At 46.6% G+C, this 25,152-nt stretch carries 28 protein-coding genes, 1 other RNA gene and 1 other annotated feature; of the genes, 2 read left to right on the top strand and 27 right to left on the bottom strand.

From position 1 onward, the window contains the following. Window positions 1–10: 10 nt before the first annotated feature. The 9 genes from ACSNJE_RS01975 to ACSNJE_RS01935 all read right to left on the bottom strand — a co-directional run bounded on the left by ACSNJE_RS01975 (window position 11) and on the right by ACSNJE_RS01935 (window position 8,093). Window positions 11–1,252: a peptidase U32 family protein gene (locus ACSNJE_RS01975; protein ID WP_495251865.1), complete on the bottom strand. Its 1,242-nt coding sequence runs from the start codon at window positions 1,250–1,252 to the stop codon at window positions 11–13. 28 nt (window positions 1,253–1,280) lie between these two features. Continuing rightward, complete coding sequence (locus ACSNJE_RS01970) at window positions 1,281–1,934, bottom strand: O-methyltransferase (protein ID WP_474660261.1); 654 nt, start codon at window positions 1,932–1,934, stop codon at window positions 1,281–1,283. A 108-nt stretch (window positions 1,935–2,042) separates the two neighbouring features. Then, the gene (mltG, locus tag ACSNJE_RS01965) at window positions 2,043–3,209 is read right to left on the bottom strand and encodes an endolytic transglycosylase MltG (protein ID WP_052217180.1); all 1,167 of its coding nucleotides are present in this window, start codon (window positions 3,207–3,209) and stop codon (window positions 2,043–2,045) included. A gap of 46 nt (window positions 3,210–3,255) precedes the next feature. After that, complete coding sequence (locus ACSNJE_RS01960; RefSeq protein ID WP_013120756.1) at window positions 3,256–3,990, bottom strand: P-loop NTPase family protein; 735 nt, start codon at window positions 3,988–3,990, stop codon at window positions 3,256–3,258. A gap of 94 nt (window positions 3,991–4,084) precedes the next feature. Next, window positions 4,085–5,611, bottom strand: a complete 1,527-nt coding sequence (locus ACSNJE_RS01955; RefSeq protein ID WP_495251864.1) for a VanW family protein — start codon at window positions 5,609–5,611, stop codon at window positions 4,085–4,087. A gap of 232 nt (window positions 5,612–5,843) precedes the next feature. After that, on the bottom strand, window positions 5,844–6,104 hold the full coding sequence (locus ACSNJE_RS01950; protein ID WP_013120758.1) for a DUF1292 domain-containing protein: 261 nt from the start codon (window positions 6,102–6,104) through the stop codon (window positions 5,844–5,846). 132 nt (window positions 6,105–6,236) lie between these two features. Then, the gene (gene ruvX, locus ACSNJE_RS01945) at window positions 6,237–6,638 is read right to left on the bottom strand and encodes a Holliday junction resolvase RuvX (RefSeq protein WP_052217182.1); all 402 of its coding nucleotides are present in this window, start codon (window positions 6,636–6,638) and stop codon (window positions 6,237–6,239) included. A 171-nt stretch (window positions 6,639–6,809) separates the two neighbouring features. Continuing rightward, window positions 6,810–7,757: an aldo/keto reductase gene (locus tag ACSNJE_RS01940; RefSeq protein WP_052217183.1), complete on the bottom strand. Its 948-nt coding sequence runs from the start codon at window positions 7,755–7,757 to the stop codon at window positions 6,810–6,812. Between the two features lie 78 nt (window positions 7,758–7,835). Next, entirely contained in the window at window positions 7,836–8,093 is a 258-nt protein-coding gene (locus ACSNJE_RS01935; protein WP_013120761.1) for an IreB family regulatory phosphoprotein, read from the bottom strand. Between the two features lie 233 nt (window positions 8,094–8,326). Here ACSNJE_RS01935 and ACSNJE_RS01930 point away from each other — a divergent pair, with 233 nt between their 5' ends. After that, complete coding sequence (locus tag ACSNJE_RS01930) at window positions 8,327–9,007, top strand: hypothetical protein (protein WP_495251863.1); 681 nt, start codon at window positions 8,327–8,329, stop codon at window positions 9,005–9,007. Window positions 9,008–9,063: 56 nt separating this feature from the next. On the opposite strand, the gene alaS is transcribed toward ACSNJE_RS01930, so the two are convergent. From alaS to ACSNJE_RS01870, 12 genes are all read right to left on the bottom strand, one after another. Next, complete coding sequence (gene alaS / locus ACSNJE_RS01925; protein WP_495251862.1) at window positions 9,064–11,718, bottom strand: alanine--tRNA ligase; 2,655 nt, start codon at window positions 11,716–11,718, stop codon at window positions 9,064–9,066. Between the two features lie 75 nt (window positions 11,719–11,793). Continuing rightward, window positions 11,794–12,014, bottom strand: a binding site (T-box leader). Between the two features lie 51 nt (window positions 12,015–12,065). After that, window positions 12,066–13,106, bottom strand: a complete 1,041-nt coding sequence (locus ACSNJE_RS01920) for an AI-2E family transporter (protein WP_474773245.1) — start codon at window positions 13,104–13,106, stop codon at window positions 12,066–12,068. Between the two features lie 48 nt (window positions 13,107–13,154). After that, on the bottom strand, window positions 13,155–13,331 hold the full coding sequence (locus tag ACSNJE_RS01915; RefSeq protein ID WP_160315528.1) for a YtxH domain-containing protein: 177 nt from the start codon (window positions 13,329–13,331) through the stop codon (window positions 13,155–13,157). 21 nt (window positions 13,332–13,352) lie between these two features. Beyond that, on the bottom strand, window positions 13,353–13,523 hold the full coding sequence (locus ACSNJE_RS01910) for a YrzR-like zinc ribbon domain (RefSeq protein WP_013120767.1): 171 nt from the start codon (window positions 13,521–13,523) through the stop codon (window positions 13,353–13,355). 21 nt (window positions 13,524–13,544) lie between these two features. Next, complete coding sequence (locus ACSNJE_RS01905; RefSeq protein WP_013120768.1) at window positions 13,545–14,051, bottom strand: PRC-barrel domain-containing protein; 507 nt, start codon at window positions 14,049–14,051, stop codon at window positions 13,545–13,547. Continuing rightward, the gene (locus tag ACSNJE_RS01900) at window positions 14,039–14,683 is read right to left on the bottom strand and encodes a DUF4126 domain-containing protein (protein ID WP_474773246.1); all 645 of its coding nucleotides are present in this window, start codon (window positions 14,681–14,683) and stop codon (window positions 14,039–14,041) included. Before ACSNJE_RS01900 ends, ACSNJE_RS01905 begins: the two co-directional genes overlap by 13 nt. A gap of 12 nt (window positions 14,684–14,695) precedes the next feature. After that, on the bottom strand, window positions 14,696–15,772 hold the full coding sequence (gene mnmA, locus ACSNJE_RS01895) for a tRNA 2-thiouridine(34) synthase MnmA (RefSeq protein ID WP_013120770.1): 1,077 nt from the start codon (window positions 15,770–15,772) through the stop codon (window positions 14,696–14,698). An 11-nt stretch (window positions 15,773–15,783) separates the two neighbouring features. Beyond that, window positions 15,784–16,161, bottom strand: a complete 378-nt coding sequence (gene nifU, locus ACSNJE_RS01890; RefSeq protein ID WP_013120771.1) for a Fe-S cluster assembly scaffold protein NifU — start codon at window positions 16,159–16,161, stop codon at window positions 15,784–15,786. Then, window positions 16,154–17,338: a cysteine desulfurase NifS gene (nifS, locus tag ACSNJE_RS01885; protein WP_052217188.1), complete on the bottom strand. Its 1,185-nt coding sequence runs from the start codon at window positions 17,336–17,338 to the stop codon at window positions 16,154–16,156. Before nifS ends, nifU begins: the two co-directional genes overlap by 8 nt. A gap of 37 nt (window positions 17,339–17,375) precedes the next feature. Continuing rightward, window positions 17,376–17,825 (bottom strand): RrF2 family transcriptional regulator, encoded by a 450-nt coding sequence (locus ACSNJE_RS01880; RefSeq protein WP_013120773.1) that lies wholly within the window; start codon window positions 17,823–17,825, stop codon window positions 17,376–17,378. 311 nt (window positions 17,826–18,136) lie between these two features. Continuing rightward, window positions 18,137–18,391, bottom strand: coding sequence for a DUF1540 domain-containing protein (locus ACSNJE_RS01875; RefSeq protein WP_013120774.1), 255 nt, complete (start codon window positions 18,389–18,391; stop codon window positions 18,137–18,139). A 25-nt stretch (window positions 18,392–18,416) separates the two neighbouring features. Beyond that, window positions 18,417–19,754, bottom strand: a complete 1,338-nt coding sequence (locus tag ACSNJE_RS01870) for an AAA family ATPase (RefSeq protein WP_013120775.1) — start codon at window positions 19,752–19,754, stop codon at window positions 18,417–18,419. A 252-nt stretch (window positions 19,755–20,006) separates the two neighbouring features. On the opposite strand from ACSNJE_RS01870, the gene acsA reads away from it, so the two are divergent. Further along, window positions 20,007–21,704 carry an acetate--CoA ligase gene (gene acsA, locus ACSNJE_RS01865; protein ID WP_495251861.1) on the top strand — a complete coding sequence of 566 codons (1,698 nt, stop codon included), beginning with the start codon at window positions 20,007–20,009 and terminating at the stop codon, window positions 21,702–21,704. A gap of 56 nt (window positions 21,705–21,760) precedes the next feature. Here acsA and ACSNJE_RS01860 read toward each other — a convergent pair whose 3' ends face one another. The 6 genes from ACSNJE_RS01860 to ssrS form a co-directional block, all read right to left on the bottom strand. Next, complete coding sequence (locus ACSNJE_RS01860) at window positions 21,761–22,663, bottom strand: putative manganese transporter (RefSeq protein ID WP_495251860.1); 903 nt, start codon at window positions 22,661–22,663, stop codon at window positions 21,761–21,763. 48 nt (window positions 22,664–22,711) lie between these two features. Next, complete coding sequence (locus ACSNJE_RS01855; RefSeq protein ID WP_474773247.1) at window positions 22,712–23,131, bottom strand: Fur family transcriptional regulator; 420 nt, start codon at window positions 23,129–23,131, stop codon at window positions 22,712–22,714. A gap of 175 nt (window positions 23,132–23,306) precedes the next feature. Next, window positions 23,307–23,636: a thioredoxin gene (gene trxA / locus ACSNJE_RS01850; RefSeq protein ID WP_013120779.1), complete on the bottom strand. Its 330-nt coding sequence runs from the start codon at window positions 23,634–23,636 to the stop codon at window positions 23,307–23,309. A 28-nt stretch (window positions 23,637–23,664) separates the two neighbouring features. Further along, window positions 23,665–23,943, bottom strand: coding sequence for a metal-sensitive transcriptional regulator (locus ACSNJE_RS01845; RefSeq protein WP_013120780.1), 279 nt, complete (start codon window positions 23,941–23,943; stop codon window positions 23,665–23,667). A 121-nt stretch (window positions 23,944–24,064) separates the two neighbouring features. Next, on the bottom strand, window positions 24,065–24,829 hold the full coding sequence (locus ACSNJE_RS01840; RefSeq protein ID WP_052217195.1) for a tRNA threonylcarbamoyladenosine dehydratase: 765 nt from the start codon (window positions 24,827–24,829) through the stop codon (window positions 24,065–24,067). 37 nt (window positions 24,830–24,866) lie between these two features. Further along, a non-coding RNA gene (ssrS, locus tag ACSNJE_RS01835) (6S RNA) lies at window positions 24,867–25,046 on the bottom strand. Window positions 25,047–25,152 lie beyond the last annotated feature (106 nt).

Below are 25,152 nucleotides of genomic sequence, written 5' to 3'. Positions count from 1 at the left end.
TTTACCCCCTTTAGGGCAGTTTGTGTTCCGCTTCCGGCTTGGCCCGGCGTATCAATGAAAAGGGCTCTACCCTGACCGGCATTTTTATTTTCACAATTTGCTGCGGGTGTGGGGCCGCTTCAATCGGTTGTCCGTCCTCATCCCACATCTCATTTATTTCTACTTCCATAGGCCCCATGTTAGGTCCCACAATCTCCACCCGGTCTCCCCGGGCAAACCTGTTCCGTTGTTCAACAACGGCTGTCTGCTCCTCCGCAAGGTACTCTTTGACCAATCCGACAAAATCATAGGTCCGTTTATAGGAACAGGAATAGTTTTCGGCTGCCGGCTGCCGGCCAAAATAGAAACCGGTCGTATATTCACGGTGGCTTACCTTCATGATTTCCTCCAACCATTCTTCCCGAAAACGATACTGCTCAGGGTTTTCCATAAAAGTATCAATAGCTTGCCGGTAGGCCTTGACCACCGTGGCCACGTAGTGAATACTCTTCATCCGGCCTTCTATCTTAAAGCTCCTGATACCGGCAGTCACCAGTTCAGGGATGTGCCGAATCATGCATAAGTCCTGCGAATTAAAGATATAGCTGCCCCGTTCATCTTCCATAATGGGGAAATATTGTCCCGGCCTGGTTTCTTCCACCAGGGCATATTTCCACCGACACGGCTGGGTACATTCACCCAAATTGGCCGACCGCCCGGTCATGAAGTTGCTCAAAAGACACCGTCCGGAATAGGAAATGCACATGGCTCCGTGTACAAAGGCTTCCAGCTCAATATCCACCCTGTCATGAATCTCTTTTATCTCTGCCAGGGACAGTTCCCTGGCCAATACTATTCTTTCTACTCCCTGCCGGCGCCAAAAGTCCGCGCTGGCCCAGTTGGTGGTATTGGCCTGAGTGCTCAGATGCACAGGTATTTCCGGCGCAATATCCCGGCAGATGGCAAAAATTCCGGGATCGGACACAATCAGGGCGTCCACGCCTATATTCCTTAACTGCTTTAAATATGCGGGCAAACCGGGCAGGTCCCGGTTATGGGCAAAGATATTGACGGTAACATAGACCTTGACACCTCTCGTATGGGCAAATTCCACACCCGTTTTCATATCTTCAATGGTGAAATTACCCGCTGCTGCCCGCAACCCGTAGCGGTGTCCTCCAATATATACGGCATCGGCTCCATACATAATAGCAATTTTCAGTTTTTCCAAATCTCCTGCCGGAGCTAACAGTTCAGGTTTGACCAAACACATGCCGAAACCCCTTTCCGTTAATACTTGGTTAGCCCGTTTTATAGCCCACTACCAACCCGTCCCCCATGGGGATGACTGACGCTACCAATCCGGGGTATCCGGTAATCATTTTTAAAAATTCACGTAAACGGCGTACCATCGTCCGCTGCCGCCTTTCGATATCTTCATCATTGCATATAACCAGGCCGTCGGCCAGAACATTATCGAATATGATCAGGCCGCCTGTCTGCAGCCTGGGGTACAGTTCTTCAAAAAAGCTGCTGTACTGGCCTTTGGCGGCGTCGACAAAAATAAAATCATATGTCCCGCTTAAGGTGGGCAGTATGTCGGCTGCGTGGGCTTTGATAATTGAAATTACGTCCTCCAGCCCGCTCTGTTTGATACTGTTTAATGCCTTTTCATATCTCCTCTGGTTAATTTCTATAGTCGTCACCCGGCCGCCATTCTGTTTGGCAACCCGGGCCAGCCAAATCGTAGAGTACCCTATGGCGGTCCCAATCTCCAGAATATTTTGGGCCCGGCTCTGCAAGGCCATCAAATGCAAAAACTGCGCTACTTCCGGCAAAACAATAGATACATACTCCTGTTCAGCTTTTTCTTCCAGTGATTTCAAGAGCAGGTCCCGTTCCGGAACCAGTTGCCGAAGGTAATTTTCTATTTCCCTGTTTACAACGTGCGCCAATTAAACCACCCATTCGTCAGTCCCATACATGGAAAATGTGTGGCCCAAACCACACACTCAGCCACATTATTTATATTATACCACAGTTCGTCAGGATTACCAGCAACACTAATCATTAAAGGTTTCCTTTATATATTTGGCTTTAGCCCGGTTGTGTTCGGCCAGGGTCCTGCTGAATACGTGCCGACCATCCTGCGAGACAACAAAGAAAAGATAATCTACATTGGCAGGATTCACAGCAGCCTGCAAGGAAGCCCTGCCCGGCGAAGCAATAGGAGTCGGTGGCAATCCGCTATATTTATAAGTATTATAAGGTGAATCTATCTGCAGGTCCTTGTTCAGCAGCCTGGCCTTTGGCTGGCCCAAGGCATACTGTACCGTTGCACATGATTCCAGTTTCCATCCCTTTTTCATGCGGTTTAGAAATACAGCAGCCACTTTGGGCCGTTCTTTATCTACTTTGGCTTCCCGCTCCACAATAGAAGCCAGGGTCACGGCCTGGTGCAGGGTAAGGCCCAGTTTCTGAGCTTTTTGCCTGAATTCGGGCGTAGCTTCACGGGCAAAACGGGCCAGCATCATATCAATTATTTCTCTTTCTGTGGTTGTGGCCGTAACTTTATAAGTATCAGGAAAGAGATAGCCTTCCAGCCTTTTTTCATTGTTGGGCAACCCGTTTAAAAAATCATAATCAAAGTCACCGTTAGCTACCAAATCAAAAAACACTTCTTTGTTAATCAGGTTTTTGGCAGCCAACCGGTCAGCTATCTGCCTGGTATTGAACCCCTCAGGAATGGTAAAAGTGATGTACTCCACCGAACCCCCAGTTATTTTAGACATTATTTGCGGCAAACTCATAGAAGTATTCAGGGTATAATTCCCTGCCTTCAGTTTACCGTCAAACCTGTGCAGCCTGGCATAAACCCGGAAAATAAATGAATTTTTGATCAATCCCTTTTCCTTAAGAAGGTCAGCAATTTGACCCGTTGTGGCCCCGGTGGGAACAGTCAGCTTAATCTCAGCGCCATGATCTGAAGCAACGGGTTTTAATCCATTTACATATTGGTTATAACCAACACCGGCGGTTAACCCTAAAAATAGGGCCAATAAAAAAAATGTTTTGGTCACTAACCTGAAAATAAACTGCGGACCCTTTTTTACAGGGGCTTGTCCCAAATGTGCCACCAATATCACTTCTTCCACATAAATTCGATTTTCTACATTATTATACAATGTTCGGCACTGGTAAACAATGAAAAACCACAAAAAATCGCCCATCGATACCCTGCCCTCTCGGGGCCACAGGAGATGGACGAAGGAATAATCAGGCCTCGTTAACTTCTTCTTTTTCCTGCAGGTCCAACAGTAAAAGTGGATCAATAAACCGCTTCAAAAGTTCATCAAGCACCAAATCCATATGTACACCCTGCGTGGCCACTACAGGTATAATTGGTTTGTGGCTGTAGATTCGCTTTAACAGTTTTAATGTGGTAGTCACAACATCCCGCGGAGTTTCATCTATTTTGGTGACCACAATGATATCGGCTTCGTCTAAAAGAATGCTTCCCGTTTCCATAATAATTTCATTTTTAATTCCGGCCGGTACAACCGTAACAAGGATATCGGCCAGTTTTCTGGTAGCTGTTGATTTATAACCGTCATTTATTCCTACAGCTTCTATCAGGGCAATATCAGGTAAAGCAGCCTCCCTGGGGATGTCTTTTTGACTTAGTGCTCCCAAATCCAGTACCGACCTGACTTTGTTCAATTCATCCAGGGCTTTTCTGGCGTGCTGAATCAGCGAGTTCCGTTCCTTAATCTGGTTGACAGCGTTTTTCGTTACGCGTTCAATATCTCCAACAACATCTTCACCCGGTGCCGGTATGGCAATGGTAAGATAAGTGGCATCAATCCCTTTCAATAAATAGGGCTTTTCATCCTGCACCCCGGATCCTATAGCCAAAGGCTGGATATCCTTTGCTTTCAGGCCTTTATACAACTCACCCAAAATGGTAGATTTTCCACTGTCATTTCGACCGGCTATCACTATTTTTTTCATGGCCGCACTCCTTTCAAACAGGTCGTTATCATTAAAGTATATGCCGGCCGCAAAAACTACATGCAAAAAATGCTTCGCGAACGCGAAGCATTTTTTAGCCTGCCGGATTGACCACGCCCGTATTGTTTTGGTTTCCTTGCGGCGCCTCGGGCTGGGGCCCATTGGCAGGCGGTGCCGCAGGAGGCTGGCCGGGTGATAGGGTCCCCTGGCCGGCCACGGGCTTTTTATGGTTATTGGTATTAGTAGAAATGGAAGTTTTGGTTTTAGCCACAACTTTTTTGGTTCCAACCAGTATGATCTGGTCCAAAGGCTTATAGTAACTCGAAGGCAATTTTTCAGCCCGAACTTCCTTTCCGTTTACGAATATGTGCCGCTGAGAAGCGACCTTGTACCCGTTGACGCCCTTTTGTTTAATTACCTGCTTACCTTTATACATTGTCGCATCTTGTTTATAAACCACCTTAAAGGGATAAGTCTTCAATATCTGATTGGTTATTCGAACATCTTTTTTCAGGGCAGTGTCTCCAAATATCTTGACAGTCAGCCTGTTGCCGACCACTTCCGTTTTGAGAACAACCCAGGAGGACAGGTTATTTTTGAATTTAAAGTCCTTTCCCCCGTAAGCTACCGCCGCGTCCTGCCCCATAGGAACGTAACTGACCACCAGGGAATGGTTGGCCCTTTCTATAATGGGCAAACCGGCCAGCAGGACAGCGTTGTAAAGGGTAGTCGATGCCTGGCATACGCCCCCGCCCAGGCTGTCAATAAACTCATTGTTTAAAATGGTAGGCGCCAGTTTATACCCTGCTTCTTTGCTCCTTGGTCCAACTACCTTGTTAAACGAAAAGGTTTCGCCGGGTTTGATAAAAGTCCCGTCTAAAGCGCCGGCGGCAACTTTAATGTTATATACCCTATTGGTTTTCTGGACATTGAAAAAGGTGGAAAAATGGGAAATAATGCCGTTTACATGCATGTTTTCCACCTCTTGAGTGGTCATTTCGGGCTCTTTGGTTTTCAGAACCAGGTTTAAAACAGGTTCCTGCTTTTTATTGAGTATGTCTTCTATTTGCGCCAGGGCATTCTGGGTATCAATAACTTTTCCCTGTTTTCCCGGAATAATCTGTATTGTATCCTGCCGGGTAATAACCAGTTTGGCATCCTGCGGCTCTATTGTGGCGCCAGCCCCCAGTTTTTGGGCCAGCTTTTCAAACTTAGTCCTGGAATAGTTAATTTTTAAAGGAATAATTACCCCCTCACGGGCAATCCTTCTTCTTTCCTGCCATTGGTCCAGAAGAGACCCTTTTCTGCCATACTCCCAGGCCTTTTTTAAAATTCCCTCAACGTCAATGGAGGCATCTATTTCTGCTAATTTAAAGGCCGCTTCTCCTCCAGGGTATTTGACCTGAACCTCTTTTCCACGAATTTGATCATTCAGCTCTTCTAACTTATTCCTGGCTTGTTCCCTGGTTAACATCCCCAGACTGATATCTTCCACCCAGACCCCGGAATAAATTTGGTCTTCCTCAGCTGAAACCGCTATAGCAACAAAAAAAGACAGAACAGCCGATATTGCCACGACTATTGTTGTCAACAAGAAAACTTTTAGTGTACTTAATGACACGGTTTCACCCCATTTCTACAAAAAACATAATTTTTGACCAAATTTCATTTTTATTATATTATACGCCGGTAAGAAAATTCCTTTTATAATTGGGCTATCATACTTCTAATTGGGGTATCATACTTCGGCATGAAAAAGGCGCTGATGACAAAAAATAAAGGCCTATGTATCCGGCAGGATAACAAATGCCTTAATTCACTTAAAATAATTTATTTGCCATATGGCGTAACTATTATTCGTCCTCTTCAACCATGCTGGCCCATGTATCTGCTACTTCTTCCCACTCTTCGTCATCTTCGATATCGACAAGAATTTCTTCTCCGTTCTCATCCTTTGTGATCTTCAGAATTATTGCCTCCTCGTCCTCATCGTCACCCATAGGTAGAAGAATAGCATATTCGGAATCTTTTACCTCGATTACGTCAATAACCGTAAAATCATGCTCTTGCCCTTCTTCATCCGTAAGGGTGATGACATTGTTATCTTCGGTCATTTTTATCACCTCAATTCACTTTAATATAAGTATTGTATATTAGATAATAATAAGTGTCAACAAATGGCAGTAAAAAGTGTTATATTGCTATTGTTTCCTATTGTGGCCCCTTTCATACTAATTTTGGCAATTTCATCTTGTTGAATCCAAATAGCCCTGTAATATTAACACAGCCGCAGTCTTGTCTACTACCTGCCTGCGTTTGGCCCTTGATAAGTCGGCCTCCAGCAGTATCCGTTCCGCTGCTACCGTTGTCAAGCGCTCATCATAGGTATGAACGGGCAGTTGTAAAGTTTCCCTTAACTTTTCAGTCAATTCCAATATTTCCTGGGCTTTTGGCCCCAGGCTGCCATCCATGTTTTTAGGTAAACCCACCACTATTTCGCTTACTTCCATTTGTTCGATTATCCTGGGCAGTTCGGTTAATTCCTCACCCTTTTTGATAACCGTCAACCCCTGGGCTGTCAACCGCAAGGGGTCACTGACGGCAACCCCTATTCTTTTTGTGCCTACATCCAATCCCATTACCCGCATATTTCCACTCCATTTTTAATTTTGCAAACCACAGAGTACACAAAGCACACAAAGATTAAAGTCTCTAATTATTATGGTAATAGTATTTCAATCAATTAAGGTGGGAATTCAGTTTACCCTTTTCTCTGTGTTTTCTCTGTGCTCTCTGCGCCCTCTGCGGTAAAAGCCGAATTAAATTATCTTCAAACAAAACTCCGGGCACACGGCGCCACAATATCCGCATAACAGACATTTTTCCCTATCCACGGAAACTTTCCCTTTTCGGATGGCCAGAGCTCCTACGGGACACTTTTCCGTGCATCGTGCGCAGCCCTGGCACCAGTCTTCCACGTGGAGCCGTTTTGGTATCTGTTTTACCTTGTGGTAAATCTCGTTGGTCAACGGCTCGCCGTTAAAGATGCTGACGTTCATGTCCACTTCCTCTTTAGTATACATGCCCAAAGCTATGGAATGCAAACAATCCTGCTGCAAAACAAAGGCCAGCGCCTCCGGTACCCGTTTATACAAATGCCCTCCGCCCAACGGCTTCATGCCATATATACCTTTGCCCGCCGCAGCAGCATCCTTTATGGCCTGCAGCATGTCTTGCGCTGAACCGTCAGAAATACCGATTCCGTCTCTGTTAATTAACGGGTGGATGACGTCTATTTCCTTAATCCGCGTTGCAGCATGAACACCGGCCACCTTGTGGGTAGAAATGCCTACAGCCCTGACGATACCTTTTTCTTTGGCCTCCAAAAGGTATTCAAAGGCCTCCCAATGGCCTCTGATGGTGAGTTCCGATTCCTGTTCGTGCAGCATAAAAATGTCTACCACATCCCGGTCCAGTTCCCGGCGGGCTTTTTCTACACTTTTCCGCATTCCTTCACGGGTATAATCGTAAGACTTGGAAGCAACAATGATTTCTCTGCCCATACCCCTCAAAGCTTCCCGAATATAAGGGTATGTTCCATACAGGTCAGCCGTATCAATGAAATTAACTCCCATGCGGAAAGCATGCCTTAAAACCTCTGCTCCCTCCCGCAGGGGCAGGTTGCGCTGCAGCGGCCCGATGGTCAAAGCGCCGAAACACAGGCGCGACACCTGAAGACCGGTCTTGCCAAGCTCTCGATATTCCATGCCATCCTCACTCTTTTCATCAGACATCAAGAAAGGGCGGTTAAGCCGCCCGCAAGCTTTCTATAAGTATTCTAACCGTTACTTTTGCAAATAACTCCTTACCAATTCCTCCATCAGGTCATCCCGCTCCAGTTTTCTGATTAGACTCCTGGCATTTTTATGGCTGGTTATATAGGCCGGGTCGCCGGAAAGCAGATAGCCCACAATCTGATTTATGGGATTGTATCCTTTTTCCCTCAAGGCTTCATAGACCTGAAACAATATATCTTTGGCCTCATTAATGTCTTCAATTTTGGCCTTAAATAACATGGTTTCCTCGAAAGATCCTTTGTTCATGGTCGCCCCCTCCATTCTGAAACTGGATAATATAAACTAGTATTCTCCAATGGGGAACTATTTCCTCCAGCTCGCTGAAAAATTTGTTATTTTGTTTTCTTGCATGCCTCCACCCCAATGGCCGTGGCAAAAAGGATTTTAGCAGTACCTACATTGCAGGAAAATCTTGTTTAAACTAGAAAATAATATTAAGGGAAATTGCTTGAGAATGTTTTCTTTAAGGAGTGATTAACTTGAAGAAAAAACTATTTTTCAGTGTGGCAATTATTGCTATCCTCGCTGTAACAATATTTTTAAATAATTCGTCCACTAAAGTTGTTCAGGCACGATTAAATAACGATATTAATCAAATGATGGAGGAAGTTGCCGATAATTCCGCAGATCCCAAAATTGCCATGAGTTCCAATCCCTACGATTATATAAAAAATAATGAAGGGTTTAATAACTTGGTTGCGTACGGTTTTGACGGTCTTCCAGAATTAAGAAATAAGATAAGAAACAGTCCGAACAATGGTTTAGAAGAGTACCTGCTGGCCATAACAATAGAAAAAATAACCAAACTTAACTTAAAAGGAGAAAATTATGGCTGGACCAATGCCAAGGAATTTTCTAAAGCCTTTGACAATCATTTAAAATCAATCCCAAACCAGGTAACAAATATAGTCAAATCTTCCGATCCCGATGACATTAAGATTAAGAATCTCATTAGGTTGGGTACTCCGGCAATACCGTACATAATGGACCAGATTGAAGCGGGAAATGAAAATTTAGTTCCGGCCTTGGCTGAGTTACTTAAGAATAACTCCAAAGTCGAGTTTAACGAAGATAAAATCAAAGATTATAAGCAATGGTGCAAAGATAATCAAGGGAAATTCCAGGTACTCAGAGACCTGGTTCAATCAGCCAATCAATAAACCGTTGGTAGTAAAAACCCTGTCCGGTCTATTACCGGGACAGGGTTTTTGCGTGCTTATTTTCCTTGCAACTGCTGTTCAATAACCTCGTAGGCCTTCTGTAACGCTGCCTCCAGCTTCGCCGGGTCTTTACCGCCGGCCTGCGCCATATCGGGCCGGCCGCCGCCCCCTCCACCGGCTACCCTGGCTACCTCTTTGATGATATTGCCGGCATGGGCCCCTTTGGCCACCAGGTCCTTGGTAACCATAGCCACAAAGTTTACTTTATCGCCAAGAGTTGCACCAAGCACGACTATACCGCTGCCCAGTTTGTCCCGCAGCATATCCCCCATATGGCGCAAGGCATCCATATCCGGTGCGCCGGTAGGTACCGCAAGTACTTTTACTCCGGCGACCTCCTTGACCTTGTCCATCAGGTTTTGGGATTCTTCCCTGGCCAGCCTGGCTTGCAGTTGTTCCAGTTCCTTTTCCTTTTCCCTGAGGTTGTCCACTATGTTCTCTACCCGCTTCACAACTTCGGCGGGAGACGATTTTACCAGTCTGGCAATATCTTTTAACCTGGCTTCTTGTTCAGCGATATACCTTAAAGTCCCTTCGCCGGTAACAGCTTCAATCCGGCGTAATCCGGCCCCTATACCGCTTTCGCTTAAAATCTTAAACAGGCCGGCTTCACCGGTACTGCGCAGGTGGGTACCACCGCAAAGCTCCATGCTGTAGTCACCCATCTTGACAACCCTGACCTTTTCGCCGTATTTTTCGCCAAAAAGGGCTGTGGCGCCCAGGGCCTTTGCCTCATCGAGGGAAGTTTCAAAAGCATGCACGTCCAAATTGGCCAATATCATTTCGTTTACCCGGTCCTCTACTTTTTGCAGCTCCTCGGGCGTTACTGCCCGGAAGTGGGTAAAGTCAAAACGTAAGCGTTCGGGTTCCACCAAAGACCCGGCCTGGTTTACGTGGTCGCCAAGTACTTCCTTCAGGGCTTTATGCAGCAGATGAGTAACGGAATGGTTCCGGGCGATCTGTTTCCTTCTCCGGGCGTCAACCCTGGCATCCATCACGTCGCCAAAGGATACACTACCCTTTTCCACCACACCCAGGTGGACTATCAGCCCGTTAAAGGTTTTTTTAGTGTCAGTTACTTTAATTACCGCGCCACGATTGGACTCCAGTATCCCCCGGTCGCCTACCTGACCGCCGCTTTCCCCGTAGAAACAGGTCCTGTCCATAATCACTTCGACTTGTTCGCCTGCCCTGACTTCATGCCGGAACTCTTTGTCAACAATCAAGGCCACCACATTGGCTCTGGTTTCCAATTCACTGTAGCCGGTAAATTCTGTAGCCCCCAGCTTCTGACCCACCTCGGCATATAACTCCTGACCGGCAAGCATGGCTTCATCCTGGCGGGCAGCCCTGGCCCTGGTTCTTTGCTCCTCCATAGCGGCGGCAAATCCGTCTTTATCAACAGTCAGCCCATGTTCTTCAGCAATGTCTTCCGTCAAATCCAGCGGAAACCCATAAGTATCGTACAAGAGAAACGCTTCCTGCCCGGAAATGGATTGCCGGCCTTCGGCCTTGACCTTCTCAACTATGTCGCTGACCAGCCGCATACCTTCATGGAGGGTTTCGTGGAAACGTTCCTCTTCAATTTTGATAACCTGCTCCACGTAAGTCTGCTTTTCCCTGATCTCAGGATAAGCATCACCCATCAAATCAGCAACAACGCCAACCATCTGGTAAAGGAAAGGCTTTTCTATGCCCAGAACCTTCCCAAATCTTACGGCCCTCCTGAGTATCCGGCGCAGCACATAGCCACGGCCTTCGTTGCTCGGGAGTACGCCGTCGCTGATTAGGAAGGTGCAGGCCCTGGCATGGTCGGCAATCACCCGGAACGGAAAGCCCCGTTCGTCTTGATAATATACAGAGCCGCTCAATTCTTCGACTTTGGCCATGATGGGTTTAAATAAATCAGTATCGAAATTGCTATTCACCTTTTGCATAACAGAAGCAATTCTCTCCAAGCCCATGCCGGTATCAATACTTGGTTTCGGCAGAGGCGTCATTTCCCCGGATTCGTCGCGGTTGTACTGCATAAATACCAGGTTCCATATTTCCAGCCAGCGGTCGCAATCACATGCGCCGATAGCGCAATTATCGGCTGCACACTTGAACTCTTCACCCCGGTCAATAAGCACCTCGCTACAGGGCCCGCACGGTCCTGTATCGCCCATGGACCAGAAATTGTCTTTCTCCCCCAGCCTGATAACCCGCTCAGGCGGTAAACCGGCGATTTCCTGCCACAGTTGGGCTGCCTCCTCATCATCCCTGTAAACAGTCGCATAAAGCCTGTCCTTCGGCAGACCCAACTCCTCCGTCAGGAACTGCCACGCATATGTAATGGCTTCCCGCTTAAAGTAATCCCCAAAGGAGAAATTACCCAGCATCTCAAAAAAAGTATGGTGTCTGGCCGTACGTCCCACCGTGTCCAGGTCGTTGTGCTTGCCCCCGGCCCTTACACACTTCTGGGAAGTAGTGGCTCTTTTATAGGGCCGCCGGTCCAGGCCCAGAAATACTTCCTTAAACTGGTTCATACCGGCATTAGTGAACAATAGCGTTGGGTCATCATGGGGAACCAGCGAAGAACTGGCGATAATGGTATGTCCCCTGTTCTCAAAAAATTTCAGAAATTTTTCACGTATTTCATTTCCTGTCAAAACCCATTCCTCCCTTACCAAGACATTGAAAAAATTTCAAACTAAAAAACCTTTCGTCTGGAAGGGCAAAGCCACTCCAGGGACGAAAGGTCTGTTTCGCGGTACCACCCTGGTTACCGGCTGCGGCCGGTCCCTCTGTTGGCTGTAACGTGCCACCACGTTTATACCTACTTTCGTCTTTTCGGCATAAAAACTCAGAGCCTGCTTCCCCTGACCCGGTATAGAAGCCTTTCAGCATTTAGCCTCCTCTCTGGGATACCAATGGTAAGAGTACTCCTGCCCGTCATAGCTTTACCTATTTCCAGTTCGGTATCAATTATACAGAAAAGGCCAATTAATGTCAATTTTCAATCCACTAATTTCAGGTACATATATCTTATGAGGCATTTTAATACCGCAGTAACCGGAACAGCCAGAAGCAGCCCCAATAGGCCGTACAGTTCCCCGCCGGCCATGAGAACAATAATGACTACCAGCGGAGACAACCCCAAACTGTCTCCGATAATTTTGGGGGAAATTACAGAATTCTCTATTTGCTGGATAACCAATACCACAATTAACACTTTCAAAGCCATTACCCTTGATTCTAATAAAGCCAGCATAAGAGCAGGCAAAGCCCCTATAAAAGGTCCGAAATATGGAACCAGATCGGCAATGCCCGCAAAAATGCCTAATATAAAAGCATATTCGAGGCCTACCAGAGCATAGCCCACACCCGTAAGAAACCCTACTATGACACAAACCAGCAAATGCCCCCTGATGTATTTGCTGAAGATTTCGTTTATGTCCACCGTTAAGGCCTGCACGTCATTTCTCCATCCCGCCGGCAGCAAAGCGAGGAAATTTTTTTTAATGTTTCCCGAATCTTTGAGCAGGTAAAAAGCAAAGACCGGGGCGATAATAAGGCTGAAAAGGTGAGAAAATATGCCGACCACTCCTTCGGCAAGTTCTCCGGTCAGTGAGATAAGTTGAGCTTCCACCAGTTTTATCTTTTGGTCAAAAACCTTTTTTACCGGGTCCGGCAGAACAAAACGGGAATACCTGGCTTCCGCTTCGTGCACAATCGACTGTACCTCCCTGGTAAAGTGCGGTACTGCCCGGGCAAAGGAAGTCAATTCATCCATGATGGCCGGAACCCCTACAGTAACCAGCCCGGTAATAAATACAAATACGAGGGCATATACCAACAGAATAGCTATCCCTCTGGGGAGGCGCCTACTTTCAAGCATGTTGACAAATGGGTTTAACAAATACGCAATTAATACGGCCAGGGCAAAGGGTATTATGATCCGCCGCACCCTGTATAATAGGTAACCCGTTAATACCGGAACTGTTATCAAGAAAATTAATCTGTAAATTTTTTTCCTGGTTAACTGCAATCCCTTCACAGCCTTATCCCCGTTGAAAAGAGGTGAGGATAACCCCACCTCTAAGATTTATTCCAAGAAATCTCTGAAAGTTTTTTTCATTCCTTTCATCGTCCTGCGGGCCTGTCGTTTAACAGTTCTGCCCTCAGCCAAGATATCTCTTTTCAGTTGGGGCGACATAAACATTCCCATGATCGCGCCTAAAATTCCGCCGGCAAGTAAACCGTTGAAAAAGCCTTTCCGCATCTTTTCACCCCCTTGAAATACTTAACCTTCGAATTTGTCCTGGCCATAAGCAATTAAAGACCCGTCTTCCGCAACTTCAAAAATGTTGAGTTCGTTTTTGTTTTGCCTGAACTCCACACAGCAATCCCAGCAATAATACTGATCCATGCCTACCTTGCCAACTGCTTTGCTTCCACATACAGGACAGCCCATCCGGGTACACTCCTTTCGAGACTAAATACTATTTTTTACATTAGTGCCGGCGGTGACGATCACCACATCATCGGAAATAACCATATTATCAGGAACCGCCAAGACTTTTCTGCCCTTCAGGATATCGTCAATTACTCCGTTGGAAAGTTCGTAACCGGTAATCCTTCCCGCAGGGTTTATAATTATATCCTGAATGGTACCCATTATTTCCCCGGCGCCCGATATTAACTGACAACCCCTTATGTCTATTCTATCCTGATACATCTTGTTATAATCAGAATGGTATTTGGTATTATGAATTTTGCCGGCATCACTGACCATCACCATATCCCGCCCAATATAAAGGGCCTCTTCGTAGGGGAGAACTTTGGCTCCCCAGAACCAGCCGTTATCAGCTATCAAGAAGGCCATAACTTTATTTTCAATAGGACTGTATAAAATGTCTTTTACTTCACCCAGGTTTTTTCCCGAATTTAATTCAACTACAGAAAGCCCTATTAATTCACGGCCTTTTCTTAATTTTTCCATAATCGCAAGTTACGGACCCTCCTCTGGTCGGCCGGTACGTTTATCCGGCTTCTGAACAGCAGTAGGATTAACAATGTCCAAACAACATAAGCTATAAACGGGAAGATAATTAATAGCACAGTGGCCGCCAAAGCCAGCAGGTCCATAAATGTTTCGGTTTTTTGTGTATCGCCTACTTTGAGTACTGTTGGAATTACTTTCATAACTGCCAAATAAGAAACCAAGGCCACGGCTCCGCCAAAAAGAAAACCGATAAACAGGGAAAAAAAATTGACAAGACCCGCAAAAACTATTGCGCCGGCCAACACTCTGATAACAACTTTTATCCCTTCATAGCCAACAGCGCCTTCAGAAAACATGGCAGCATAAAAGTCCAAGATTAATGCCGTGACCGCCAATAATAAGATAAACCAACTGCCTAAAAAACTTATAGGTTCTCTCAAAAATACCTTATCGGTATAACGAGTCAGCAGGCCCAAAAACAACAGCGGGTACCTGGCTCGAATACCAGCCGCACCGGCCAATCCCAGCCCCATAGCCAATTCAGCCAATACTCCCATAATGTTCTGCCACCATCCTTCAGTGTTAGTATGGCCCTGTAGAAAACAAAACATGCGCTTATAAAAGCGCATGTTTTTGGCACCCTAGCTGATTCGCTGCTTGATGGTGCCACCGCCGACAACGTAGTCATCCTTATAAAAAACGGCTGCCTGACCCGGTGTCACGGCCCGTTGGGGTTTTTCAAATTCTACCCTCACCCCATCGTCGTGAGGATAAATTATGGCTTTGGCCGGCTGGGCGCTGTACCGTATTTTCACCTCTACTTCCATGGGGTCCTTCAATTCTGGAATATAAATAAAGTTATTGTCCGTTGAGATTAATCCCCGGGCGAAGACATCCTCATTACTGCCCAAAATTACCGCATTGCGTTCGGGGTCAATATCTACCACGTACATGGGCTTCCCCAGGGCAATGCCCAATCCCTTGCGCTGTCCTATTGTATAAAAAGGAATGCCCTCATGTCGGCCCAGTACGTTACCTTCCAGGTCCAAAAAGGGTCCGGGTTTAATTTCCTGGTCAACGTTTTCTTCCAGGAACCGGCGGTAGTTGTTATCAGTAACGAAACATATCTCCTGACTATCAGGTTTATTGGCAACTCTAAGACCTAATTTAGCCGCCATCTCCCTGGCCTCGGCTTTTGTATAATTTCCCAAAGGCATAAGGGTATGTTTCAACTGGTACTGGGTGAGGTTATACAAGGCATAGGTCTGGTCTTTACCTCTGTCCAGGGCACGCCTCATCAGGTAACGGCGCCGGGCCTCATCATAAGATAGCCGGGCGTAATGCCCCGTAGCAATGTACTCGGCACCCAAAGCGAGAGCCTTTTGTAACAAGGCTTCAAATTTGACTTTACGGTTGCAGACAATGCAGGGATTAGGCGTTCTCCCCGCCATGTACTCAGCACAGAAATCGGCAATCACCGTTTTCCGGAACAGATCCCGGAAATTCATCACATAATAGGGAATTCCCAAAGTGTCGGCTACCCTGCGGGCATCTTCAACAGCCGCCAGGGAGCAGCAGCCGCCCTCGGCCTGTTCTTCAGCAGGCCAGATCTGCATGGTGACACCGATGACATCATAACCCTGTTCCTGTAAAAGAGCAGCGGCGAGAGAACTGTCAACACCGCCGCTCATAGCTACAACCACTTTGCTTTTTGGCATAATACCTCCTGTCACTGGCCACCGGCCGCTTTGTTCTTATAATCTTCAATTGCCTTATGTAGGGCGTCAGCCGCCAGGTTAGAACAGTGCATTTTTTGCGGCGGTAACCCGCCCAAAGCTTCAGCCACCGCTTTATTGGTAATTTCCAGCGCTTCATCAATGGTTTTACCTTTAACCATTTCCGTTACCATGCTACTGGTGGCGATGGCCGCGCCACAGCCGAAAGTCTTGAATTTTATATCCTTGATTATGTTGTCCTCTACTTTTATAGAGATGCGCATAATATCGCCACAGGTAGGGTTGCCGACCTCGCCAATTCCGCTGGCCTCTTCAATTTCTCCCACGTTCCGGGGATTGGTAAAATGGTCCATTACTTTTTCATTATACATTCGGACAACACTCCTTTTTCTTTTGGTATAAAGGAGACATGGCCCTGAGACGGTCCACAATCTCTGGCAAAACCTCCAAAACGTAATCTATCTGTTCCTCCGTATTATCTTTCCCAAGGGTCATCCGTACCGACCCATGAGCTATTTCATGGGGCAGTCCTATGGCCAGCAAGACATGCGAAGGGTCAAGAGAACCGGAAGTGCAGGCCGAACCACTGGAAGCGGCTATTCCTTTCATATCCAGGCTTAAAAGCAGAGATTCGCCTTCAACAAATTCAAAACTCATATTAACATTGTTCGGCAAACGTTTGGTCGGGTGGCCGTTGAGCCTGACGTGCTCTACCCGCTCCATAATGCCTTTGATGAGCTTGTCTCGCAGTCTGGTCTGGTAAGGGATCTGCTCATCCAGGGAATTTACGGCTTTTTCCATAGCCAGGGCAAACCCGACAATTCCCGGAACATTTACTGTGCCCGGGCGCTTGTTACGCTCCTGGGAACCGCCAAAGGTAATCGGTAAAACCCTGGCGCCTTTGCGCATATACAAACAGCCAACCCCCTTGGGTCCATAGAACTTGTGGGCAGAGACGGAAAGCATATCCAAATTTAATTCATCAACATTAACGGGTATTTTACCTACTGTCTGTACGGTATCGGAGTGAAACAATATTCCCCTTTCCCTGGCTAACGCCCCGATTTCCTTAATAGGTTGAATGGTACCGATTTCATTATTGGCATGCATAATAGTAATCAAAATTGTCTCATCGGTGATGGCCTTTTCCACGTCAGCGACATTTACCAACCCGTGTTCATCCACGGGAATATAGGTTACCTTAAATCCTTCTTTTTCCAGTGATTTGCAGGTATCCAATACGGCGTGATGTTCTATGGTTGAAGTTATGATATGGTTACCCTTTTTCCTGTTGGCATAGGCCGCGCCTCTGATAGCCAAGTTGTCAGCTTCCGTACCGCCGCTGGTAAATATTATCTCGCTGGGTTCGGCCCCAATACACCTAGCAACTCGTTCCCGGGCATCTTCCAGGTGTTTCTTTGCTTCCCGCCCAAAGGAATGGACGCTCGCCGGGTTGCCAAAATGATTAACCATAAAATCACACATCACTTTGGCCACTTCGGGGTCAGTTTGTGTTGTTGCACTGTGGTCAAGGTAAATCTTTTCCAACGTAGTCAACTCCTCCTATAATATTGGGTCTAATACTTTAAATATAATACATGTAACCCTGAGCCATTTGGGCTTCTTCTGCATCCTTAAGCATATCTGCCAATGTGATTGAATCCAACACTTCCTCAATACTTTTTTTTACCTTTTCCCAAACACTTTTCGTCACACAAAAATCAAATTTCAGGCAGTGTTCCGGGTCATCCTGGCTAACACACTCCACAGGAGCTATAGGCCCTTCCAAAACCCTGATTATGTCTCCAACTTTAATATCTCTGGGCTCCCTGGCCAAAATGTAGCCGCCCTGCGCACCCCTTACACTTTTTACCAAACCGGCCTTACGTAAAACGGCAATCAACTGCTCCAAATAAGGCTCCGAAAGCCCCTGTCTTTCGGCAATGCTTTTCAGGGAAACGGGGCCTTCACCGAAATGTTGCGCCAGGTCAAACATTGCTTGCACCCCATAGTGCCCTTTAGTAGAAACTTTCAAGGCCTCTCCCCCTTTTAATCGTTTAATTCCTAGTGTTGCACTCGGTTATGGTTTTAGCAATATATTAGCATACAGTTATTTTCTGGTCAAGAAAAATTCCAACTAAAATACTAAGATTTTTTATAATTGTTCAATCTTATTTTGGTCATCTACGCTTTTTCTTATCCAAAGACATCGTCAAGATGTCTCATGCTGTTGACAAAAGTCGTTAGGATAAATCTGGGGAGGTTAAATGTTGTCCAAAACCATTTAACCTCCCCTGTTTCTACAAACTTCTTGGCCATTAATCGGCGGACATCAGCAAAATGCCTTTAACTTTGTTTATAAATGCCGTCCAGCCGTTCGTCACCGGAACCCTTTCTGACAAAGGTTTTACAACAGGTCTCCATACAATTGCCCGTTGGCGTCTGGTCCAAATTTACGGCCTGGGTGGCATCAACCCTGTCTGGCGTTGCAGCAGCAAAGGCATCGGAAACCACCACTATCTCACTGGCATCGCACTTGTTCCCTGAAGCCCAGTAATGGCAAGTATTCACAGTACAGTGAATATGCTGTTGTTGTGGCATCTGTCATCACCTCCTGAAAAGTAGGTTACCCCTTTTCAGGGTGAGTGATGCCTCCTTTTAATCTCCAAAGCCTTCCTTTTATTTCTACCTCCAGCCCCTGGTCTGACGGATGGTAATATTGTCTGCCCACCAGGTTATCGGGCATGTACTGCTGGTCAACATAATGTCCGGGATAATCATGAGGATACAAATATCCCTTGTGCCCCAATTCCCTGGCGCCTTTATAATGGGTATCCCTTAAGTGCGGCGGCACCTCCCCGGCCCGTTCTTTTTCCGCATCAGCCAAAGCTTTGTCAACGGCGCATATAACGCTGTTGGACTTGGGGGCGGTAGCCAGGTAGATGATACACTGGGCTATCGGAATCCTTGCTTCCGGCATACCCACAGTTTCCAAAGCATTCCAGGCCGCATGAGCCATCAGCATAGCCTGCGGATCGGCCATGCCGATATCCTCCGAGGCATGGACAATCAGCCTGCGCACAATAAAACGCTGGTCTTCGCCGGCATGAGTCATCCTGGCATACCAGTACAAAGCGGCATCGGGGTCAGAACCCCGGATACTTTTGATAAAAGCCGAAATAACATCGTAATGATAATCGCCCGATTTATCATAAAGCACCGCCCGTTTCTGGATAGATTCTTCCGCCACTTCCAGAGTAATTTTGCGCACGCCCTTTTCATCGGGAGCCGTAGTCAATACGGCCAGTTCCAGGGCATTTAATGCTGTCCGCGCATCACCGGAGGAAATGTCTACCAAGTGTTCCAGGGCTTCTTCCGTCAGATCAACTTTGTAATTGCCTAAACCTGCTTCTTTATCCTGCAAGGCTCGCCAAAGCAATTTACGAATATCATCATTGGACAGGCTTTCAAATTTAAATATCCTGGAGCGGGAACGCAGAGGCGCGTTAACTTCAAAGTAAGGGTTTTCTGTAGTGGCACCTATCAAAATAATAGTCCCGTCCTCCACATAAGGGAGCAAAGCATCCTGCTGTGATTTATTGAAACGGTGTATCTCATCAATAAAAAGGATAGTTCTTTGACCGTACATGCCCAATCGTTCTTTGGCATTTTGAATAACTTCCCTTAATTCGGCTACGCCGGAAGTTACGGCATTTACCTGGACAAAAAAGGCCTTGGTTGTATTGGCAATGACTTTCGCCAGCGTAGTTTTTCCCGTTCCCGGCGGCCCGTAAAAAATCACCGAACTCAACTGGTCCGCCTCGATTGCTCGGCGCAAAAGCTTGCCGGGACCAACTATCTGTTCCTGTCCCACAAACTCATCCAAAGTACGGGGCCGCATACGCACGGCCAAAGGGGCTTCTTTTTTTAACTGATTCTGCCGGTTTAGTTCGAAAAGGTCCATCTGTATCACCACTGTCAGTATTATTTGTCCCTTAATTTTTAAGTATCTACTTTTTTCGCTGCCGCAAACCAAAACCCTGCTAAATTTTTCATGGTCTAAATCATGCAATTTGGAAGGATTTACAATTTAAATGCAGAAATGTCAAAATATATAGACATATTACAATTAACTACCGGCCTATGAGGAGGTGACAAATTTATAAGGCCGCCACTTTTGTCTATTGCCAAAATCAATTGAGGGAAGGGATCTTTCTTGGACGGAAATTTAATTCAGGCTCTACCGGGGCCGCATAACCTGGACAACTATGAAAAAGTATACAAAAACTTTGACTTTGCCTCCGTGGAAAAAGAATTCAGTTGGTTTGAAACGGGGCGCATTAACATAGCATACGAGGCTCTTGACCGCAATGTGACGGAAAAAGGATTGGCAGACAAAACAGCCCTTTACTATACCAACGGGCCGCGCGTAGAAGAATATACTTTCGGCCAACTAAAAAAATTATCAGATAAATTTGCCAATGTCTTAAAAAAATTTGGCGTAAAAAAAGGTGACCGGGTAGGTATGTTCCTACCCCGGAGCCCCGAGCTTTACATCAGTTTTCTGGGCATTTTGAAAATCGGCGCCATTGTGGTTCCCCTGTTTGAAGCCTTTATGGAAGAAGCATTAAAAGACAGACTCGGCGATTGCGAAGCTGTCGCTGTAGTAACTTCACCGGACCTGAAAAGCCGCCTGCCTTTACAACACCTGCCGGCCTTAAAACATGTCTTTGTAGTTGACAATGAAAAAGGCGGCAATGTCAGCGCCACTGAGATCGACTGGCATCAGGAAATGCAGGCAGCGCCTGATACAGAAGCTATGGTCTGGGTGGACAGGGAAACGCCCATGCTGGTCATGTATGCTTCAGGAGCTGACGGCAAAGCCAAAGGCGTCATTCACGTCCATAATGGCATGGTCGGCCACTACATAACCGGCAAATGGGTGCATGACCTGCAACCGGACGATGTTTACTGGTGTACCGCCGACCCCGGCTGGATAACGGGGATAGTTTACGGTTTCTTAACCCCCTGGATGTTTGGCCTACCTATCGTTATAAAAGGCGGGCGGTTTAAAGCCGAAGACTGGTGCGAAACCCTGGAAAAGTACGGCGTCACCGTTTGGTACAGCGCGCCTACCGCTTTCCGTATGATCATCTCCGGCGGAGACGAACTACTGGAGAAATACGATCTCTCCAAACTGCGGCACATTTTAAGTGTTGGTGAGCCCTTGACTCCGGAAGTTATGGAATGGAGCATGGCCAAGCTGGGCATCCCCATTTACGATACCTGGTGGATGAGCGAAACAGGCATGAACATGATCTGCAACTACCGCTGCCTGCCCATTAAACTGGGTTCCATAGGTAAGCCATTTCCGGGCATAACCGCCGCCATTGTCGACGATGAGGGCAACGAATTGCCACCAAACAAAATCGGCAACCTGGCCCTTAAGGCCGGCTGGCCTTCTATGTTGCGGGGCATCTGGGGCAGTGAGGAAAAATACAAAGAATATTTTAAGTTTCAGCCCTGGTTCATTTCCGGCGATTCCGCTTACAGGGACGAAGACGGCTACTTCTTTTTCCAGGGGCGGGTGGACGGTGTCATCAACACCGCCGGTGAACGGGTGGGCCCGTCGGAAGTGGAAAACAAACTTCGCGAACACCCGGCCGTGAAAGATGCCGGCGTGGCAGGCAAACCCGACGCCCTGCGGGGAGAAATTGTCAAGGCTTATATTGTGTTAAACGAGGGCTACGAATGGAACCCCGATTTATCCGAAGAACTGCGCAACTACGTCAAGAAAGGCCTCGCCGCTCACGCTGCCCCGCGGGAATTTGAAGTAGTTCCCGGCATACCGAAAACAAAAGAAGGCGCCAACGACCGTAAAGCCCTCAAAGGATGGGCCCTTGGGTTGAAATAAACTGTACGCCAATTTAAAAACACCGGCAGAGCTATGGCTTTGCCGGTGTGATGCTCCTACTTATAAAAATACTGAATAACTATTCCCGAAATAACGCTGGCGGCGTAAAGGATACCGATTATCCGCAGGGTATCCTTCAAATTCCTATTTTCTTTGACAAGAACCAAAATACCCAATCCGGCGCTGGCGGACAGTCCAGCCACCGCAGCGCCAAATCCTATACCGCCGCTTAAAAATATCTGTGTCACAGCCAGGGATGCAGCACAGTTGGGAATCAAACCTACCAAAGCGACAATTACCGGCTGCCAGATACTATTCCCCAGGAGCAGGCCGTGCAGGTTTTCTTCCCCGATTTTAAAAATCAGGAAATTCAGCAGTAAAGTCACACCGAACAGAAACACAAATATTTTCAGGGTATGAACCAGAGGGTGTATTATGATTTCCCTGAAGGGAGGTTTTTCAGCACCGCAACTGTGGCCGCAACAGCCCTTCTCATCACTGTCCTCCCCAGGTAAATGGCCGTCTTCTAAAGTCGCACATATTTCACTTTCCATATAGGCATTGCTCAAACGACCGCCTACCAAATCAATACTGTATCCGGCCACCACTCCGATGATAATTTTAACCGTTAATAAAGGTAACAGTACTCCCACTTTGTCCGGCTGGGCCAAAATAATCGGTATTGCTTCGTCGGACGTAGACAGGTAAACAGCAAGTAAAGTCCCTGTTGTAATAAGCCTTTGCGTATAAAGAGCCGTTGAAATAACAGAAAAACCGCATTGCGGTACCGATCCTAAGGCTGCTCCCACCAGGGGTCCCGCTTTTCCGGCTGTCTTGATTTTTTCCCTGATTTTGCCGCCGAATTTAAATTCTATAAATTCAATTGCCATATAAAAAACAAACAGCCACGGCAGCATTTTCGCCGTATCAACCAACGCATCCACAAAAAGATCAAACATACTTATCCCGCCTTAATAACTTTTTAGTAATCGTAGCACCGTCCTTTTTCAACTGCGGCAATCTTTGCAGTAACCGAACAATTCAAACCGGTGGTTTGTTACCTTAAAATCAGTTGGTATATTATTTATATTCAGATTTTCCATGGGACAACCGTCAATTTTCCAGGCACCGCCGCATTTGAGGCAGACCAAATAATGGTGATGTTTCGGACCGCGGTCTATTTCAAAGCGGCTTTTTCCATCGTGAAAATCTAACTGACGGACCACCTGCAGTTCCTTTAAAATAGCCAGGTTTCTATAAACGGTATCAAAGCTCATCTTCGGATTTCTTGTCCTCAGCCGGTCAAAAATTTGTTTTGCGCTCAAGGGAGCCTTTGCCTGAATAAGGGTCTTAATTATTTCTTTGCGCTGGGGAGTGATTTTGCAGTTGTGAGTAGTCAGTTCTTCCAAAATTCGCTGATATATCAAGGTTTCATCATCCCCCAATCAGAATCATTCTTATTTAGATTATAGGATTACCCTGACATTGGTGTCAACCAATGTTTATCCAAAAAAAAATTCGTATTTCGTCAATCTTCTAAAGGTTAACCCAATTTCCCCCAATTTAAACAAAGAGCCGGGCTTTTTACACCCGGCTCTCTGTTTAAACATATTTATCCAGTTCTTTTTTCAGGTCTTCCTTGGGCCTGAAACCGACCAAACGGTCAACTTCTTTGCCTCCCTTAAATACCAGTAAAGTAGGGATACTCATAACACCGTATTTGGCAGCAGTAGCCCGGTTTTCATCGACGTTGACCTTACCAATCTTCATCTTACCGTCATACTCTACGGCAAGTTCGTCGATAACGGGAGCAATCATGCGGCAGGGCCCGCACCAGGATGCCCAGAAATCCACCAATACAACGCCTTCGTAATTTTCCACCTGTTCGCCAAAATTAGCGTCAGTTAAAGTAAGTACCTTATCACCGGCCATGATAAACACTCCTTTCTGGTTTTGTTATTTATTCAGCAAACCTGGTTAAAATCTTAACCAGTTTTTGAAGTTCTTCCAATTTACTTTCCATATCGTCAGACTGCATTGACTTGGACATACATTCAACGGCATAATGATTTAGAATCAGGTTACCGACCATTTTCAGCGCAGCCCTGGCGGCAGCCACCTGAGTCAGGATATCCTGGCAGTTTTTGCCTTCCTGAATCATTTTCCTGATTCCTTTGACCTGTCCCTCGACTCTTTTCAAGCGTTTTTCCAACTGGTCTTTAACATCAAGGTTCTGCATCTGGAAATCCTCCTCCAATATCCACCTACCCCTACAGGGTATGCAGGTAACTTTATTATAATAGCTTAGTCTTTGTTTGTCAACGTTTGTTGGCACTTTCTGCCTGCGTACTCCCTGACAGTCATACTCTTTGCATCCCGAGCAAATCCCTGACAACTTCCCCGGCTATGATAAGGCCGGCTACAGAAGGTACAAATGAAATGCTGCCCGGAATCTGCCGCCGCAAGGTACAGTTGGCCGTTTCTTTATTCGTACATATACAGGCGGTTTTGCAATCAATTTCCGTAGCCCGGGGCGTAAGCGGCGGTTCCTCAGAATAAACCACTTTTACCCCCCCAGTTATACCCCGCTGTCTCAATTCCTTGCGGATTACTCTGGCCAGGGGATCCACTGAAGTTTCCGAAATATCCGCCACCCGAAAACGGGTGGGATCCAGTTTATTACCCGCCCCCATAGCCGATATAACCGGCACTCCCGCCTTTAGTGAACGTTCTATCAGATCCAGCTTCCCCGTTACGTTGTCAATCGCATCAACTACATAATCGAGGCCCCGGGCAAAGAATTGCCCGCCATTTTCAGGAGTATAAAACTCCCTGATAGCATCCACCTGAATCCTGGGATTAATATCCTGAACCCGTTCTTTCATTAATTCCACCTTGGGCTTACCCACCGTTGACTGTAGGGCATGCAATTGCCTGTTGATATTGGTAAGACATACATCATCATGGTCAACCAGCACCAGGTGGCCAATGCCGGCCCTGGCCAAAGCCTCAGCGGTGTAGGAGCCTACCCCGCCTACCCCGAAGACGGCCACCTTGCTTGCAGCAAGCCTGTCCAAACCCTCCTGGCCAATAAGCAGTTCCGTTCTTGAAAACCTGTGTAACATCTGTATCCTCCGGTTGTATTGGAATGAAGCGCAATAAAATAACCCCACACATGTCGTGAGCCGCTGTAAATTGAACCTGTCTCTCACAGGTGGGTGCCCTCCTGCCTGCTTTTTGTGTCCACTCGAAGGAGGCATACAAGCCACAGACAGAGTCAGGCTCCCTTAGTATTGGTGTTGGCTCAATACTAATCGGCTTTCACGAACATAGTAGGGTGTTGCTACAATTTGGATATATTCGATTACACTATTAATATATCATACATGTTTTGCCCTTATCAAGAGCCAATAAATGCTATTTTATGGTCTATATATATTATTTCTCT

It is taken from the genome of Thermincola sp. GK-1 (assembly GCF_059412445.1).
Note: the sequence above shows the minus strand (reverse complement) of the source record. Positions and strands in the feature narration are given on the sequence as shown.

Coding starts and splice junctions, on each gene's coding strand:
- ACSNJE_RS01975 (WP_495251865.1), bottom strand. CDS start 1,252: ATGTGTTTGGTCAAACCTGAACTGTTAGCTCCGGCAGGAGATTTGGAA.
- mltG (WP_052217180.1), bottom strand. CDS start 3,209: ATGGGCGATTTTTTGTGGTTTTTCATTGTTTACCAGTGCCGAACATTG.
- ACSNJE_RS01960 (WP_013120756.1), bottom strand. CDS start 3,990: ATGAAAAAAATAGTGATAGCCGGTCGAAATGACAGTGGAAAATCTACC.
- ACSNJE_RS01950 (WP_013120758.1), bottom strand. CDS start 6,104: ATGACCGAAGATAACAATGTCATCACCCTTACGGATGAAGAAGGGCAA.
- ruvX (WP_052217182.1), bottom strand. CDS start 6,638: ATGCGGGTAATGGGATTGGATGTAGGCACAAAAAGAATAGGGGTTGCC.
- ACSNJE_RS01940 (WP_052217183.1), bottom strand. CDS start 7,757: ATGGAATATCGAGAGCTTGGCAAGACCGGTCTTCAGGTGTCGCGCCTG.
- ACSNJE_RS01935 (WP_013120761.1), bottom strand. CDS start 8,093: ATGAACAAAGGATCTTTCGAGGAAACCATGTTATTTAAGGCCAAAATT.
- ACSNJE_RS01915 (WP_160315528.1), bottom strand. CDS start 13,331: ATGCGGAAAGGCTTTTTCAACGGTTTACTTGCCGGCGGAATTTTAGGC.
- ACSNJE_RS01910 (WP_013120767.1), bottom strand. CDS start 13,523: ATGGGCTGTCCTGTATGTGGAAGCAAAGCAGTTGGCAAGGTAGGCATG.
- ACSNJE_RS01905 (WP_013120768.1), bottom strand. CDS start 14,051: ATGGAAAAATTAAGAAAAGGCCGTGAATTAATAGGGCTTTCTGTAGTT.
- ACSNJE_RS01900 (WP_474773246.1), bottom strand. CDS start 14,683: ATGCGCTTTTATAAGCGCATGTTTTGTTTTCTACAGGGCCATACTAAC.
- mnmA (WP_013120770.1), bottom strand. CDS start 15,772: ATGCCAAAAAGCAAAGTGGTTGTAGCTATGAGCGGCGGTGTTGACAGT.
- nifU (WP_013120771.1), bottom strand. CDS start 16,161: ATGTATAATGAAAAAGTAATGGACCATTTTACCAATCCCCGGAACGTG.
- ACSNJE_RS01875 (WP_013120774.1), bottom strand. CDS start 18,391: ATGCCACAACAACAGCATATTCACTGTACTGTGAATACTTGCCATTAC.
- ACSNJE_RS01870 (WP_013120775.1), bottom strand. CDS start 19,754: ATGGACCTTTTCGAACTAAACCGGCAGAATCAGTTAAAAAAAGAAGCC.
- ACSNJE_RS01860 (WP_495251860.1), bottom strand. CDS start 22,663: ATGTTTGATCTTTTTGTGGATGCGTTGGTTGATACGGCGAAAATGCTG.
- trxA (WP_013120779.1), bottom strand. CDS start 23,636: ATGGCCGGTGATAAGGTACTTACTTTAACTGACGCTAATTTTGGCGAA.
- ACSNJE_RS01845 (WP_013120780.1), bottom strand. CDS start 23,943: ATGCAGAACCTTGATGTTAAAGACCAGTTGGAAAAACGCTTGAAAAGA.
- ACSNJE_RS01840 (WP_052217195.1), bottom strand. CDS start 24,829: ATGTTACACAGGTTTTCAAGAACGGAACTGCTTATTGGCCAGGAGGGT.